Source organism: Streptomyces sp. NPDC058257 (genome assembly GCF_042881845.1).
Lineage (GTDB): Bacteria > Actinomycetota > Actinomycetes > Streptomycetales > Streptomycetaceae > Streptomyces.
Genome location: NZ_JBHVXJ010000001.1, coordinates 601725 through 617547 on the forward strand (window position 1 = coordinate 601725; position 15823 = coordinate 617547).

13 protein-coding genes are annotated in these 15823 nt (G+C 70.6%); 8 read left to right on the top strand and 5 right to left on the bottom strand.

Going from position 1 to position 15823, the window contains the following annotated elements; translation table 11 throughout:
• Positions 1-117: 117 nt before the first annotated feature.
• Positions 118-1299 carry an ROK family protein gene (locus ACFVXC_RS02535; RefSeq protein WP_389900718.1) on the bottom strand — a complete coding sequence of 394 codons (1182 nt, stop codon included), beginning with the start codon at positions 1297-1299 and terminating at the stop codon, positions 118-120.
• Positions 1300-1566: 267 nt separating this feature from the next.
• Here ACFVXC_RS02535 and ACFVXC_RS02540 point away from each other — a divergent pair, with 267 nt between their 5' ends.
• Positions 1567-1983 carry a PaaI family thioesterase gene (locus ACFVXC_RS02540; protein WP_389900720.1) on the top strand — a complete coding sequence of 139 codons (417 nt, stop codon included), beginning with the start codon at positions 1567-1569 and terminating at the stop codon, positions 1981-1983.
• A gap of 4 nt (positions 1984-1987) precedes the next feature.
• Here ACFVXC_RS02540 and ACFVXC_RS02545 read toward each other — a convergent pair whose 3' ends face one another.
• The 3 genes from ACFVXC_RS02545 to ACFVXC_RS02555 all read right to left on the bottom strand — a co-directional run bounded on the left by ACFVXC_RS02545 (position 1988) and on the right by ACFVXC_RS02555 (position 5297).
• The gene (locus ACFVXC_RS02545) at positions 1988-2668 is read right to left on the bottom strand and encodes a GntR family transcriptional regulator (protein WP_389900722.1); all 681 of its coding nucleotides are present in this window, start codon (positions 2666-2668) and stop codon (positions 1988-1990) included.
• 109 nt (positions 2669-2777) lie between these two features.
• Positions 2778-3725: a beta-ketoacyl-ACP synthase III gene (locus ACFVXC_RS02550; RefSeq protein WP_389900724.1), complete on the bottom strand. Its 948-nt coding sequence runs from the start codon at positions 3723-3725 to the stop codon at positions 2778-2780.
• Between the two features lie 234 nt (positions 3726-3959).
• Positions 3960-5297, bottom strand: a complete 1338-nt coding sequence (locus tag ACFVXC_RS02555; protein WP_389900725.1) for an OFA family MFS transporter — start codon at positions 5295-5297, stop codon at positions 3960-3962.
• Between the two features lie 221 nt (positions 5298-5518).
• Here ACFVXC_RS02555 and ACFVXC_RS02560 point away from each other — a divergent pair, with 221 nt between their 5' ends.
• The 5 genes from ACFVXC_RS02560 to fdhD are packed head-to-tail and all read left to right on the top strand — an operon-like array spanning position 5519 to position 12151.
• Positions 5519-6496 (top strand): 2-dehydropantoate 2-reductase, encoded by a 978-nt coding sequence (locus ACFVXC_RS02560; RefSeq protein ID WP_389900727.1) that lies wholly within the window; start codon positions 5519-5521, stop codon positions 6494-6496.
• A 22-nt stretch (positions 6497-6518) separates the two neighbouring features.
• Entirely contained in the window at positions 6519-8441 is a 1923-nt protein-coding gene (locus ACFVXC_RS02565) for a molybdopterin oxidoreductase family protein (RefSeq protein ID WP_389900729.1), read from the top strand.
• A 13-nt stretch (positions 8442-8454) separates the two neighbouring features.
• Positions 8455-10425, top strand: a complete 1971-nt coding sequence (locus tag ACFVXC_RS02570) for an NADH-ubiquinone oxidoreductase-F iron-sulfur binding region domain-containing protein (RefSeq protein WP_389900730.1) — start codon at positions 8455-8457, stop codon at positions 10423-10425.
• Complete coding sequence (locus ACFVXC_RS02575; protein WP_389900732.1) at positions 10422-11282, top strand: 2Fe-2S iron-sulfur cluster-binding protein; 861 nt, start codon at positions 10422-10424, stop codon at positions 11280-11282. The genes ACFVXC_RS02570 and ACFVXC_RS02575 overlap by 4 nt, the downstream gene beginning before the upstream one ends.
• Before the next feature lie 5 nt (positions 11283-11287).
• Complete coding sequence (gene fdhD, locus ACFVXC_RS02580) at positions 11288-12151, top strand: formate dehydrogenase accessory sulfurtransferase FdhD (RefSeq protein WP_389900733.1); 864 nt, start codon at positions 11288-11290, stop codon at positions 12149-12151.
• A 112-nt stretch (positions 12152-12263) separates the two neighbouring features.
• Here fdhD and ACFVXC_RS02585 read toward each other — a convergent pair whose 3' ends face one another.
• A complete protein-coding gene (locus ACFVXC_RS02585) occupies positions 12264-12707 on the bottom strand; it encodes a MarR family winged helix-turn-helix transcriptional regulator (RefSeq protein WP_389900735.1) in 444 nt (147 codons plus the stop codon).
• A 107-nt stretch (positions 12708-12814) separates the two neighbouring features.
• On the opposite strand from ACFVXC_RS02585, the gene ACFVXC_RS02590 reads away from it, so the two are divergent.
• Positions 12815-13780 (top strand): zinc-binding alcohol dehydrogenase family protein, encoded by a 966-nt coding sequence (locus tag ACFVXC_RS02590; RefSeq protein WP_389900736.1) that lies wholly within the window; start codon positions 12815-12817, stop codon positions 13778-13780.
• Between the two features lie 134 nt (positions 13781-13914).
• A complete protein-coding gene (locus ACFVXC_RS02595; protein ID WP_389900737.1) occupies positions 13915-15816 on the top strand; it encodes an exo-alpha-sialidase in 1902 nt (633 codons plus the stop codon).
• The last annotated feature ends 7 nt before the right edge of the window (positions 15817-15823 follow it).

Consider the following 15823-nt stretch of genomic DNA (forward strand, 5'->3'; position numbering starts at 1 on the left):
GCCTGTTTCGGAGCAGGGCGAGGCAGCGCGCTGTACTGGGTGGGATGTGGTGCGTGGCGTCGTACGGGCGGTGCTACGGGTCGTACGTACCGGTCGGGCCGGGCGAGAACGTACCGGTCAGGCCGGTGAGAACAGGTGGTCGCTGATGAGCCGTGCGCCGCCGATGACACCGGCGGTGGGCCCCAACTCGCCCAGGACGATGGGGAGGTTGCCGGTCGCCAGAGGCAGCGACTGGCGGTAGACCTGCGTACGGATGGCGGCGAGCAGCGTGTGGCCGAGGCCGGTCACGCCGCCGCCGATCACCACGAGGCCCGGGTTGAAGAAGCTGACGAGGCCCGCGATGACCTGGCCGGTGCGGTTGCCGCCCGCGCGGATGAGGTCGAGCGCGGTGGCGTCCCCGGCGGCGGCCGCCGCGGCGACGTCGACCGCGCTGAGCCTGCCGGCGGTCTCAAGCCGGGTCGCGAGCTCCTGGAGGAGCCCTTGGCCGACGGCGTCCTCCGCGTCGCGGGCGAGTGCCGCGCCGCTGAAGTACGCTTCGAGGCAGCCCTTGTTGCCGCAGGCGCAGGGCCGCCCGTCCGGTTCGACCTGGATGTGGCCGATGTCGCCCGCGCTGCCGGTCACCCCTCGGTAGACCTCACCGCCGACGACGATTCCGCAGCCGATGCCGGTGCCGATCTTGACGCAGAGGAAGTCGCCCACGGAGCGTGCGACGCCCGCGTGCTGTTCCCCCATCGCCATCAGGTTCACGTCGTTGTCGACCATGACGGGACAGCCCAGGTCCTGGCTGATGGCCTCCCGTACGGGAAAGCCGTCCCACCCCGGCATGATGGGCGGGGCGACCGGGACGCCCTCGGGGAAGCGGACGGGGCCCGGGACGCCGATACCGGCGCCGTCGAACCCTTCCGCGAGCCCGGAGGCCTTCAACTTGGCCGCCATGGCGAGGACTTGCTCGAAGACGGCAACGGGGCCTTCGCGCACGTCCATGGGCTGGTTGATGTGGCCAAGGACCTCCAGCTCGGCGTTGGTCACCGCTACGTCGACCGAGGTCGCGCCGATGTCCACGCCGAGGAAACGGAGGCCGGGGGCCAGGCGGATGTTGTGGGAGCGGCGGCCGCCGCGCGAGGCGGCGAGTCCGTCGGCGACCACGAGTCCGGTCTCCAGGAGCCGGTCCACCTCGACGGCCAGTTTCGACCGCGAGAGGTCGACCTGATCGCCCAGCTGGGCACGGGAGTTGGGCCCTCCGTCACGCAGCAGCCGCAGCAGTCGCGCCTGGTGCGCGTTGGCGGGTCGAGCCGTCATACGTCTCACGCGCCCCTCCCCGCCTCTTTGGGCGACTCATGTCGTCCCACTCGTCCCGCAGCGGCGGATTCTCGCCGTCGCGTCGGGCTTTCGAGGGGAACGTAGCAGCGCCTGCCGGGAGTGGGAAGAAGTTGCGCAGGAATTACCCATGACTTTCTCCAGTCGCAGGACAAAGAAGCGGGCAAAACTCTGCCACGAGGGACGGGCGCACGCCCCGTTACCTCCGAGGTAATTGCCGCTCCGCGGCATCGCGGGCACGGTGACCGCATGCCTTCCGACAACGCGAGCACGGCCGATCTCCTGGCCGCCCTGCCCTTCGCCGGGCACCTGGGCATCACCCTCGACGAAGCCACGGCCGAGAGCGCCGCCGGCACCCTGGCCTGGTCGGCGGAGCTGTGCACGGCGGGAGGTGTTCTGCACGGTGGGGCGCTCATGACGCTCGCCGACACCGTGGGCGCGGTCTGCGCCTTTCTCAACCTGCCGGCGGGGGCGGCCACGTCCACGGTGGAGTCCAAGACGAACTTCTTCCGCGCCGTGCGCTCGGGCGGCGCCCGCGCCGTGGCCCGCCCGCTGCACGTGGGCCGCTCCTTCGTCGTCGTACAGACCGACGTCCATGACGACGAGGGGCGCCCGGTCGGGCAGACGACGCAGACCCAGGCCGTCCTCGCGGCCCGGACGGGCTGACGCGTCAGGCTTCGCGTTCGCGCCGGTGGTACGTCTGCCGGGTGTGCTCCGTGTGCGCGCGCATGATCTCCGTGGCCCGGCGCTCGTCGCGCTCGGCGATCGCCGCGATCAGCGCACGGTGCTCGATCCAGGACTGCTTGCCGCGCCGACGGGCCACCGGTGTGTAGTACCAGCGCACCCGGCGGTCCACCTGCCCGGCGAGTTCGGCGAGGACGACGTTGCCCGCTAGCTCCATCACCTTGGCGTGGAAGGCCGCGTTGGTCGTCACCACCAGGTCCACCTCGCCGTCCGCGACGGCCTGTTCACCCTTGGCGCACAGCTCTTCCAGGGCGGTGATCCCGGCGGTCCCCGTGTTGGCCGCGGCGAGCCGGGCGGCCTCCGCCTCCAGGAGCGTACGGACCGTGAGCAGCTGGTCCGCCTCCTCCTCGGTGGGCTCGTGCACGAACGCGCCCTGCGCGGGGCGCAGATCGACCCAGCCCTCGGTGTTCAGCCGCTGCAGCGCCTCGCGCACCGGCTGCCGTGACACCCCCAGGTGCCCGGCCAGTTCGCTCTCCACGAGGTGCTGGCCCGGCTGCAGCGCGCGGGTCGTGATGAGCTCGAGCAACGCCTCGTAGACCCGCTCGCGGAGCGGACCTGGCCGTTCGAGCTTGGGCACCGCCCCCTGCGGCAGTCCTGTGGACAACATCGCGGTCCCCTCGTCGACGATTGCCTTTTGTCTACAGTCTACTGAGCACAATGGCCAGCACCAGGGGGAGTTGGGCCCGTCACACAGCCCGGCAGCGGTGACTCACCCGCTACGGGCAGCGGATGACCTGGCCCGCGTACGACAGGTTCCCGCCGAAGCCGAAGAGCAGCACCGGGTCCCCGTGGACGATCTCGCCGCGCTCGACCAGTTTGGACAGGGCGAGCGGGATGCTGCCCGCCGAGGTGTTGCCCGAGTTCACGACATCGCGCGCGACGACCGCGTTGACCGCGCCGATCCGCTCGGCGAGCGGCTCGATGATGCGCAGGTTGGCCTGGTGCAGCACGACAGCCGCCAGGTCCGCCGGTGTGAGACCGGCCCGCTCACAGGCCTTGCGGGCGAGCGGCGGCAGCTGCGTCGTCGCCCAGCGGTAGACGCTCTGCCCCTCCTGCGCGAACCGCGGGGGCGTGCCCTCGATACGGACGGCGTTGCCCATCTCGGGCACCGAGCCCCAGAGCACGGGGCCGATGGCGGGGACCTCGCTCGGTTCGCACGCCTCGACGACGGCCGCACCGGCACCGTCCCCGACCAGGACGCACGTGGTGCGGTCCGTCCAGTCGGCCACCTCGGACATCTTGTCCGCGCCGACCACCAGGGCACGGGTGGCGCCCCCGGCCCGCACGGCGTGGTCGGCCGTGGCGAGCGCGTGCGTGAAGCCCGCGCACACGACGTTGATGTCCATGGCGGCCGGTGAGGGGATACCGAGGCGGGCCGCCACCCGTGCCGCCATGTTCGGCGAGCGGTCGATGGCGGTGGAGGTGGCGACGAGGACGAGGTCGATGTCGTCGGGCGCGAGGCCCGCGGCGGCGACGGCCTTGGCCCCCGCGTGTGCGGCGAGCTCGTCGACCGGCTCCTCGGGTCCCGCGATGTGACGGGTGAGGATGCCCACGCGGGAGCGGATCCACTCGTCGCTGGTGTCGACCATGCCCGCCAGATCCTCGTTGGTGAGGATCTTGGTGGGCTGGTAGTGGCCGACGGCGGCGATGCGTGAGCCGTGCATGAGCGGGTCCCCCTTGGTGCCGGAGATGCGGGACCGTCCAGTCTGGTCAGCGACTCACCAGTAACGAGACAAGTAAAGCAACAGGAAACGGGCGCGGGGTTTGGACACTTCTCATCATCACGTCACCCGGTGAAGAGCTGAGTGGCCTTGTGTACGAGCTCATACACCCCATATGCGAGCGGAACCCCCACCCAGAGCCAGGCGCCGACGATCAGCGCACGGCGGCGAGGCGGACTACTTCGCGGCGGGCTCGTCGGTGTCGTCATGGGTGGCGGCCTCCTTCGGAGCGGCGATGTGATGGCGGGCGTGGACGGGACGGACGAACTCGTTCGCGACGAAGCCGACGGCCAGCAGCCCGATCATGATCGTGAGCGAGAGTCCGTAGAGCCCCGCCCCGTGCTTGCCCGCCTCTTCCTGGCGGTCGGCGACCCAGTTGACGATCAGCGGTCCGAGGACGCCCGCCGTGGACCAGGCGGTGAGCAGACGCCCATGGATCGCGCCGACCTGGTACGTCCCGAAGAGGTCCTTCAGGTATGCCGGGATCGTCGCGAAGCCGCCTCCGTAGAAGGAGAGGATCACCAGCGCGCAGACGACGAAGAGCGGTTTCGACGCGTCCCCGAAGAGGGCGATCAGCAGATACATCAGCGCGCCGACGCCCAGGTAGAGGCGGTAGACGTTCTTGCGGCCGATCAGGTCGGACGCCGACGACCAGCCGATGCGTCCGGCCATGTTGGCGGCGGAGAGCAGGGCGACGAATCCTGCCGCCGCGGCTGCCGAGACCGGCGTCGAGGTGTCGGAGAAGAAGTCGGTGATCATCGGCGCCGCCTTCTCCAGGATGCCGATGCCCGCGGTCACGTTCATACAGAGCACGACCCACAGGCACCAGAACTGGGGTGTCCGCACGGCGGCCCGCGCGGACACCTGCGGCCCGTCGAGCACACCGGGAGCACCGGGCGTCCGTGCCCCCTCCGTACGCGGGACCCGCACCAGGAACACACCGAGCGCCATGAAGAGGGCGTACGTGAGGCCGTGCACGAGGAAGGCGAGCGCGATGCCGTCGTTGTCGCTGCCGAAGGAGTCCAGCATCTGCGCCGACCACGGTGACGCGATGAGCGCGCCGCCGCCGAAGCCCATGATCGCGATGCCGGTCGCCATGCCGGGGCGGTCGGGGAACCACTTGATCAGTGTCGACACGGGCGAGATGTAGCCGATGCCGAGGCCGATGCCGCCGACGAAGCCGTAGCCGAAGACGATCAGCCAGAACTGGCTGGTCGCCGCGCCGAGTGCCGCGATCAGGAAGCCGGACGAGAAGCAGACGAGGGCGACCGTCATGGCCCAGCGCGGCCCGTTGCGCTCGACGAGCGTGCCGCCGAAGGCCGCCGAGAGGCCGAGCATCACGATGCCGAGCTGGAAGGGGAGCGCGCTCTGCGTGCCGCTGAGGTGGAGCGCTGATTCCAGCGGGGGTTTGAAGACGCTCCACGCGTAGGCCTGGCCGATGGAGAGGTGTACGGACAGGGCGGCGGGCGGTACGAGCCAGCGACTCCATCCCGGAGGTGCGACGGGAGGCTTCATGATCCCGAACAGTAGGAATCAAGTGGGCGGTTGTGAAGGGGGCCGAGCCGATTCCGTCGACGGTATGCAATGTGCCGCGCGACCTCTTGCTGGGTCAACTTCCATACTGTAGACAATATTCCGTCGACACTTCATGACGTGCGATGTCGATTCCGAGCCTTATCCCTCCGAATCTCTCTTGAGCCTTCTTCGGATCCCTCAACCGAACGGAGCGCGCCACCGTGAAAGTCGCAGTCCTCGGCGCCGGTGCGATCGGCGCCTACGTCGGAGCCGCGCTGCACCGCGCCGGAGCCGACGTCCATCTCGTCGCCCGTGGACCGCATCTCGCGGCCATGAGGCAGCACGGAGTACGTGTCCACAGCCCGCGCGGCGACTTCACCGCACGGGCCCACGCCACCGACGACCCGGCCGACATCGGCCCCGTCGACTTCGTCTTCCTGGGCCTGAAGGCCAACTCGTACGCGGCGTGCGGGCCGCTGATCGGGCCTCTCCTGCATGAGGGGACGGCGGTGATCGCCGCCCAGAACGGCATCCCCTGGTGGTACTTCCACCGGCACGGCGGCCCGCACGACGGCCACCGCGTCGCGAGCGTGGACCCCGACGGCGCGGTCAGTGCGGTGATCGCGCCCGAGCGGGCCATCGGATGTGTGGTGTACGCGGCAACCGAACTGGAAGGGCCCGGAGTCGTCCGGCACTTGGAAGGAACCCGGTTCTCCATCGGGGAGCCCGACCGCTCCCGCTCGGCCCGCTGTCTCGCCTTCAGTGACGCCATGCGGGCGGGCGGCCTGAAGTGCCCCGTCGAACCCGAACTGCGCGGCGACATCTGGATCAAGCTGCTCGGCAACATCTCCTTCAACCCGATCAGCGCGCTCGCCCGCGCCACGATGCGCGAGATGTGCCTGCACGGCGGCACGCGCCGCGTCATCGAGATCATGATGACCGAGACGCTCACCGTCGCGGCGGCCCTCGGCTGCCGCCCGGACATCTCCGTCGAGCGGCGCCTCGCGGGCGCCGAGCGCGTGGGCGACCACCGCACCTCGACGCTCCAGGACCTGGAGCGCGGCAAACCGCTGGAACTCGACGTGCTGCTCGCGGCCGTCGTGGAGCTCGCGGAGATCACCGGGGTACCGGTGCCGACGCTCCGCACCGTCCACGCCATCTCGGATCTGCTGGCCGACCGTATGAGGAGCGCGGCATGAGCGAGAACATGAGGAGCGCGGCATGAGCAGGAAACGGGACCGGGTGCCCAAGACGTACACCCGGCTCACCCACCCCCTCGTCCGCGACTCCCGCGACGAGCCGCTGCGCCGGGCCACCTGGGACGAGGCGCTGACCAGGACGGCGGCGGGGCTGCGGGCCGCGCGCGGCGCGTTCGGGATGTTCTCCTGCGCCCGCGCGACCAACGAGATGAACTACGTGGCGCAGAAGTTCGCCCGCGTGGTGATGGGCACGAACAACGTCGACTCCTGCAACCGCACCTGCCACGCCCCGAGCGTCGCGGGCCTCTCCGCCGCGTTCGGATCGGGCGGCGGCACGTCTTCTTATGAAGAGGTCGAACACACCGACCTGGTCGTGATGTGGGGCTCCAACGCCCGCTTCGCGCACCCCATCTTCTTCCAGCACGTCCTGAAGGGGATCAGGAACGGCGCCCGCATGTACGCCGTCGACCCGCGCCGCACCAAGACCGCCGAGTGGGCGGAGAGCTGGCTCGGCCTGAACGTCGGCACGGACATCCCGATGGCGCACGCGATCGGCCGCGAGATCATCCACGCGGGCCTTGCCAACCGGGCGTTCGTCGAGCGGGCGACGTCCGGGTTCGAGGAGTACGCGGCCCTGGTCGAGCCGTGGACGCTCTCTCTCGCCGAGAAGGTGACGGGCGTACCTGCCGCCGCCATCGAGGAGTTGGCGCACGCCTACGCGCGTGCCGAGCGGGCGCAGCTGTGCTGGACGCTCGGCATCACGGAGCACCACAACGGCACGGACAACGTCCGCGCGCTGATCAACCTCTCGCTCCTGACCGGCCACGTGGGGCGCTACGGCTCGGGCCTGCAACCCCTGCGCGGCCAGAACAACGTGCAGGGCGGCGGCGACATGGGCGCGATCCCCAACCGCCTGCCCGGCTTCCAGGACATCCTCGACCCGGATTCACGGCTGAAGTTCGAGACGGCCTGGGACACGGTGATCGAGCCGCGCTACGGACTGAACCTGACGGAGATGTTCGAGGCGATGGAAGAGGGCGCGCTCAAGGCTGTCTACTGCATCGGCGAGAACCCCGCGCAGTCGGAGGCGGACAGCGAGCAGGCGATGCGGCGGATGCGGGCCCTGGACTTCTTCGTCGTACAGGACATCTTCCTTACGAAGACGGCCGAGTTGGCCGATGTCGTCCTCCCGGCGACCGCCGCCTGGGCGGAGACCGACGGCACGACGACCAACAGTGAGCGGCGCGTGCAGCGGGTGCGCAAGGCCGTACGGCCGCCCGGTGAGGCGCGTGAGGACATCGACATCCTCTGCGATCTCGCCGAGCGGCTCGGCCACGACTGGAAGTACGCGGACGCGCAGGCCGTCTGGGACGAGCTGCGGTCGGTGTCGCCGGACCACTGGGGCATGACGTACGACCGGCTCGAATCTCTGCAGGGCATCCAGTGGCCGTGCCCGTCGGAGGACCGGGTCGAACCGACCTACCTGCACGGGCGGCTGTGGGACGCGGACCCGGCGCGGCGGGGCGTACTCGCGCCCTTCGGGCTCGTCGCGCACGACCCGCCGGTCGACCTCACGGACGAGGCGTATCCGATCCGGCTCACGACGGGGCGGCGGCTCGACTCCTACAACACCGGGGTGCAGAGCGGGAGTTTCGCCTCTCCGCTGCGGCGAGGCGAGTTCGTCGAGCTGTGCCCGGAGGACGCGGAACGGTACGGGGTCGTGGTCGGCGAACAGGTCCGGGTGTCCTCGCGGCGCGGTGCGGTGACGGCGCCCGTGTGGGTGGACACCGGGCTGCGCCCCGGCCTGGCCTTCATGACCATGCACTTTCCCGACGAGGTCGACACCAACCAGCTCACGATCGAGGCCAATTGCCCGATCGCGGGCACGGCGGAGTTCAAGGCGTCGGCGATACGTATCGACAAGCTGACCGTGCCCGCGACGTGAGGTGACGTGACGTATGGATCTGCACTTCGGTGACAGCAAGCCGACGGACGAGGAGCGGGAGGCCGTCGACGCGGTGCTCGGCCCGCCCGAGTCGGCGTGGGAGGGCGCCGACGACCGCAGCGACGCGGACCTGCGGTGGGCGCGGGGAGGCCGTGCGGCGCGGGAGCGGCGGGATGAGCTGTTGCCGGGGTTGCACGCGCTCAACGACCGCGTGGGGTGGGTGAGCGCGGGAGGTCTGGACTACCTCTGCCGACGGCTGATGGTGCCGCCGGCGGAGGGGTACGGGGTGGCCACGTTCTACTCGATGTTCTCGGTGCGGCCGCGTCCCGCGACGGTGGTGCGGGTGTGTACGGATCTTGCTTGTGGGGGCGGTGCGGAGCTGTGCGGGGAGGTGGAGGCCCGGCTCGCCCCGGAGCCCGGGGTCACTGTCGAGCAGAGCCCTTGCCTGGGCTTGTGCGAGCGGGCTCCGGCTGCGCTGGTGGTGCGGGCGGGTGAGCCTGCGGCGCTTCTGTCCCCCACCCCGCCCCTTACCGAAAACCCGCTGGCGCGGGGGCCTGGTGTTACCGACCATCGCCTTGACGGCTCGTCCTCGAACGCCGGACGGGCTGATTCTCAGCCCCTCCGGCGTTCGAGGAGCGGGGAGAAAACCTACGTCACCGCAACTCTCGCCCCCGCCACACCCGACAACCTCACCCGAGCCGCCCTCGCCCCGGAGACCGCCCCCGCGGAGCCCTCCGCGGCCCTCGCCGTCCCTCAAGCTGGTCAAGACGGCCTCCTGCTCCTCAGCAGGATCGGCAAGGTGGACCCCTCGTCCCTGGACGACTACCGCGCGCACGGCGGCTACACCGCCCTGCGGAACGCCTTCGCCATGGGCCCCGCCGCCGTCATCCGCGAAGTGACCGACTCCGGCCTCCTCGGCCGAGGCGGCGCCGCCTTCCCCACGGGAAGGAAGTGGCAGGCCACCGCCTCACAGCCCGACCACCCCCACTACCTCGTCTGCAACGCCGACGAATCCGAGCCCGGCACCTTCAAGGACCGGGTGATCATGGAGGGCGACCCGTACTCGCTCATCGAGTCGATGACCATCGCGGGGTACGCGACCGGCGCCCACCTCGGCTATCTCTATCTCCGCGGCGAGTACCCGCGCGCCCTGGAGCGGCTGCGCCACGCCATCACGCAGGCACGCGCGCGTGGACTGCTCGGGGACGACGTCCTGGGGCAGGGGTACGCCTTCGACATCGAGATCCGGCGGGGTGCGGGCGCCTACATCTGCGGTGAGGAGACCGCCCTCTTCAATTCCATCGAGGGGTACCGAGGAGAGCCGCGGTCCAAGCCGCCCTTCCCCGTGGAGAAAGGGCTCTTCGGCAAACCCACCGCCGAGAACAACGTCGAGACCCTCGTCAATGTGCTCCCCGTCCTCACCATGGGCGCGCAGGCGTACGCCGCCATCGGCACCGAGAAGTCCACCGGACCCAAGCTCTTCTGCGTCTGCGGAAGCGTCGAACGCCCCGGCATCTACGAGCTCCCCTTCGGGGCCACCCTCGGCGAGCTCCTCAGCATCGCCGGGATGCCGGACAACCTCCGCGCGGTCCTCCTGGGCGGCGCGGCCGGAGGCTTCGTACGCCCCGACGAGCTGGACATCCCGCTCACCTTCGAGGGGACGAGGGAGGCCGGCACCACCCTGGGCTCCGGCGTCGTCCTCGCCCTGGACGACACCGTGCCGCTCCCCCGCGTCCTCCTGCGCATCGCCGAGTTCTTCCGCGACGAGTCCTGCGGACAGTGCGTGCCCTGCCGGGTCGGCACCGTCCGGCAGGAGGAGGCCCTGCACCGCATCGTCGACCGGACCGGGGCCGAGGCCGCCGGTGACATCGCTCTCCTGCGCGAGGTGGGGCGGACCATGCGGGACGCCTCCATCTGCGGGCTGGGCCAGACCGCGTGGAACGCCGTGGAATCCGCCATCGACCGCCTGGGGGCGTACAAGTGACCGCCGTACCGCTGGGAATCCCACGCCGACTCATCGAGTTCACGCTGGACGGGCAGAACGCCAGAGTGCCCGAGGGGTCGACCGTCCTGGACGCCTGCCGAGCCGCGGGCAAGGACGTCCCGACCCTCTGCGAGGGCGACACCCTCACCCCGAAGAACGCCTGCCGGGTGTGTGTCGTCGAGGTGGAGGGCGCCCGCACTCTGGCTCCCGCCTGCTCGCGCCGGGCCGAACCGGGCATGACCGTTCTCACCGACACCGAGCGCACGCGGCACAGCCGGAAAGTGGTCCTTGAACTCCTGGCCTCGTCCGTCGACATGTCGACGACCCCGAAGGTCGCGGGCTGGCTCAAGGAGTACGACGCCAAGCCCGACCGCTTCGGCCCCGAGGCCGCACGCCTCAATGAGGAGCCCAGGGTCGACAACGACCTCTACGTCCGCGACTACGACAAGTGCATCCTCTGCTACAAGTGTGTCGACGCCTGCGGCGACCAGTGGCAGAACACGTTCGCCATCTCCGTGACGGGCCGCGGCTTCGACGCCCGGATAGCCGTCGAGCACGAAGGACCGCTGACCGAATCCGCGTGCGTGTACTGCGGGAACTGCATCGAGGTCTGCCCCACCGGCGCGCTCAGTTTCAAGTCCGAGTTCGACATGCGGGCCGCGGGGACCTGGGACGAGGAGCAGCAGACCGAGACGACGACGGTGTGCGCGTACTGCGGAGTCGGCTGCAACCTGACGCTGCACGTGCAGGACAATGACATCGTGAAGGTCACCTCACCGCACGACAATCCGGTGACCCACGGCAACCTCTGCATCAAGGGCCGTTTCGGCTACCAGCACGTACAGAACCGGGACTGATCGACATGGGACGAGTCACGGAGCGCCGCCGCGTCATCCGCATCAGGGACGGGGCCGTCACCGAGCGGCCCGACACCCTCGTCGCGGAGGAACCGCTGGAGATCCGGCTGAACGGGAAACCCCTTGCCATCACCATGCGCACGCCGGGTGACGACTTCGCGCTCGCGGCGGGCTTCCTGGTGAGCGAGGGGGTGCTCGGCTCGGCGGACGAGCTCCAGTCCATCGTCTACTGCGCAGGGGCGACGGCGGACGGTTCCAACACGTACAACGTGGTCGACGTGAAGACCGCCCCGGGACTCGTCCTGCCCGACATCACCCTCGAACGCAACGTCTACACCACCTCGTCCTGCGGTCTGTGCGGCAAGGCGAGCCTGGACGCGGTCCGTACGACGGCCCGCTGGGCGATCGACGACACGGACGGCGGCAGCGCTCCCCCGGTCCGGCTCGGGACCGAACTGCTCGCGTGCCTCCCCGACCGGCTGCGCGCGGCGCAGCGGGTCTTCGACCGGACCGGGGGCCTGCACGGGGCGGCGCTCTTCTCCCAGGACGGTGAACTCCTCGACATACGGGAGGACGTGGGCCGGCACAACGCGGTCGACAAGCTCGTCGGGCGGGCCCTCCAGGACAGCCGTCTGCCGCTGTCGCGTGCCGTGCTCCTCGTGTCGGGGCGCGCCTCGTTCGAGCTGGCGCAGAAGGCGGTGATGGCGGGCATTCCGGTGCTCGCCGCCGTCTCCGCGCCCTCCTCCCTGGCCGTCGATCTGGCCGCCGAGACGGGCCTGACGCTGGTCGGCTTCCTGCGCGGCTCCTCCATGAACGTGTACGCGGGCGAGCACCGGATCACCGTGCGGGCCACGGCCTCAAAGGGCTGACCGGCCGCTCCCCGCTGCACGGCGGCGGGACCCCGACCGGCGGGGAGCGCCCCCTGCGCCGGCGGGGTCCCGGTCCCGCTCCGTCTCCATGCCTCTGAACATCTCTGACCCTTTACGTCTCGGTGCCCGAGATCCGGGTGAGCAGTGAGAGGAACTGCTCGCGCTCGGCGGCCGAAAGTGACTCCAGGAGTTCATCGTTGGCGCGCCGTGCCGCCTCGGCACAGCGGTCGAGGGTCCGCTCGCCGTCCTCCGTGATCGTGACCGCGTTCTTGCGACGGTCGGCGGGGTCGGGCGCGCGCAGGACGAGTCCGGCGTCCTGCAGGTCGTTGATGACGCCGACCAGGTCCTTGGGGTCGAGCGAGATGCTGCGGCCGAGCGCCGCCTGCGCGACGGGTCCCTGATCGGCCACGGCACAGAGCACCACGTGGTGCCACATCTTCATGCCCTCCTGCGCCAGGGCCTCGGCGACGAGCGCGCGGCCACGGGCCGCCGCGCGGCCGAGGAGCCAGCTGGGGAGGGTGCGGATGCCGCTGGGCGCGGGCGGGGTCGTGGGCATGGGGCGAGACTATCGAAGAATCGTTGGACTTCCCAATGAAAGTGCGCGTACCGTTGGGGCACCCAACGATTTCGCCGATCCCGGCGATCCCTCTGTCTGGAGTGCGCATGCGTCGCGTTCGGTACGAACACAGCGGTGGCCCCGACGTCCTCTTCACCGAGGACGTGCCCGTCCCCGTGCCAGAACCCGGCGAGCTCCTCGTGCGCGTCGAGGCGGCAGGGGTCACGCTCCCCGTCGTGCGCAAGGTCCGCGAACCCCGCGATCCGATCCCGCTCGGCGGGGAGATCGCCGGAGAGGTGGTGTCCACCGGGGACGGCGTGAGCGGGTACGCGCCGGGTGACCGTGTCACGGGCCTCTGCTTCGGCCACGGCTACGCCGAGTTCGCGCTCCTGCGCTCCGAGATGGCCTCTCCCGTCCCGGACGGGGCGAGTGCCGTCGACGCGGTCGCCCTGGTCCGCAGCGGACTCGTCGCGTACGGCGCACTCGACGCCGCCCGCCCCGCGCGGGGCGAGGCCGCACTGATCACGGCGGCGGCCAGTGGAGTCGGCCATCTGGCCCTGCAACTGGCCAAGTCGCGCGGCGCTTCGCGGGTCGTGGGAGCCGTGTCGGTGGGAGCCGTGCCGGTGGGAGCCGTGCCGGGAGACACAACAGGGTCCGGCAAGGTGGACTTCCTGCGCTCGCTCGGCGCGGACGAGGTCATCACGTACGACGAAGAGACGTGGGGCGAGCCCGTCGACTACGTCCTCGACGCGGTCGGCGGCGAGCTCCTCACCCCCGCCGTACGGGCCCTCGCGCCGCACGGACGGCTCGTCGCGTACAGCTCGGGCGGCGGCACCGTCCAGGCGTACGACCTGCTCGTGGGCGCCAAGTCGGTCACCGGCTTCCAGATGGCGCTCATCGCGAGCGGCAGGCCCGAGGTGTACGAGAGGTGGCGGCGCGAGCTATGGCGGCTCTTCACGACAGGCGCGCTGCGCCCCGCCGTGCACGCGGAGTTCGCGCTGGAGGACGCGGCGAAGGCGCACGCGGTGATCGAGGCGCGCGGCAACCTCGGAAAAGTCGTACTGATTCCCTGAGGCCGACCAGGCCGCACCCATTCGTGCCACGCACGCTTCTTGTGAGGTGTCGAGCCGTCCCAGTAGCGTCTGAAGCGCGAACGTTGGACGTGGGATGTCAGGATGTCCAGTCACCTCGAAGGGTGGACCGCGCCATGCCATCAGCTCTCCGTGTACGCCTCAGATCCCTCCGCACCGCCACCGCCGCCGCGTTGACCGTCGTCGCCTTCGGGGTTCTGCTCCCCGGGCCCGCGGCGCAGGCGGCGCCGGACACCCGCGCCACGGGCTTCGAGCAGCAGGTGCTCTTCAAGGCCTCGCAGGACCCCGGGTACGCCTGCTACCGCATCCCCGCCGTCGTGAAGACGGTCAAGGGCACGCTCCTCGCCTTCGCCGAGGGGCGGACGAACGACTGCAGCGACGCGGGCGACATAGACATCGTGGTCAAGCGGTCGCAGGACGGCGGCCGCACCTGGAGTCCGCTCCAGGTCGTCAACGAGGGCGCGGGCGACACGCACGGCAACCCCGCCCCGATCGTGGACCGCCGGACCGGCCGCATCCTCCTGGCCCAGACGTACAACACGGGCCGCACGGACGGGCAGAACTGCGCCATACCCTGCGACCGCACCCCGCACCTCCAGTACAGCGACGACGACGGCCGCAGCTGGTCGGCGCCGCGTGACCTCAGCGATCAGATCCTGCCGAAGGACTGGAACTCCTGGTACGCGACAGGCCCCGTGCACGGACTCCAGCTGACCCGCGGCCGGCACGCGGGGCGGCTCGTCTTCACCGTCAACACCGAGACCTGGGCCGGCAGTCGGGTCACCGCGAACCACGCGGGGCTGATCGTCAGCGACGACGGCGGCGACAACTGGAGGATCGGCGCGACGGACTCGTATCCGATACCGGCCGACGGCACCTTCCGGCAGAAGCCGTCGGAGATGACCATCACGGAGCGCCCGGACGGGGCCCTCTACGTCAGCGGGCGCGAGCAGGACGGCACCGATCTCGGGCACCGCACCCACACGGTCAGCCGCGACGGCGGCGAGAGTTTCGTCGCGCCGTTCAAGGCCATCCCCGATCTCTACACACCGCAAGTGCAGGGATCCACACTCCAGTTCGGCAAGCGCATGCTGCTCGCCTGCCCCGGCGACCCCGACCGCCGCCGCACGATGCAGATCCGCTCCTCCTACGACGGCGGCCGCACCTGGGACAGCGTGGACCGCGGCACGACGGTGACCACGGACTGGTCCGGCTACTCGGACATGGTGCGGGCCGACGGCGAACACGTGGGCCTGATGTACGAGGGCGGGGCGGTCGACGCCCGCGACGAGATCCGCTTCGCCCGCTTCACCGAGGACTGGCTGCAGCCACGCAGGGGCCCCGACCCGACGACCACCGACCGCGCGCCGCGCGCGAAGCCCGCGGCCGTGCTCGGCGGGGCGTCCACGACCGAAGGCCGGTTCGGCAAGGCCATCTCCTTCGACGGGACGAACGACGCCGTACGCCTGCCCTACCGTGACCGACTCCCGCTCGGGACGAAGGACTTCACCGCCTCCCTGTGGTTCCGCTACTCCGCGACGAGCGGGGAACAGCCACTGTTGTGGATGGGCGGCATCGGCACCAACCAGCCCCAGGTGTGGCTGCGCGGCGAGCCCGCGAGCAACCGGGTCACGGGCCTGATCACCACGCGCGACGGCGCCACCGCCCCGAAGTCCGCGTCCGTGCGCACCACGGGCGCGTACAACGACGGCCAGTGGCACCACATCGCGCTGCGCCGCGGCGCGGGGCAGCTCACCCTGTCCGTCGACGGCACACGGATCACCACAGCCGACGTCCCCGGCTCGGTCTCCCGCAACTCCGGATACGGCTTCCACGTCGGTCAACGGGTCGACAGCCGGGCTCACTTCACGGGCCCCATCGATGAAGTGCGCGTATACGACCGGGCGTTGAGTGACGCCGAGCTGACACGGCTCGGCGGGGACGGCGGGTCCAGGACTCCTGTGACGCGGGACACCGTGGCGTGGCTCCCCATGGACCACGTGCGCGCGAGCAACTAACGTCCCG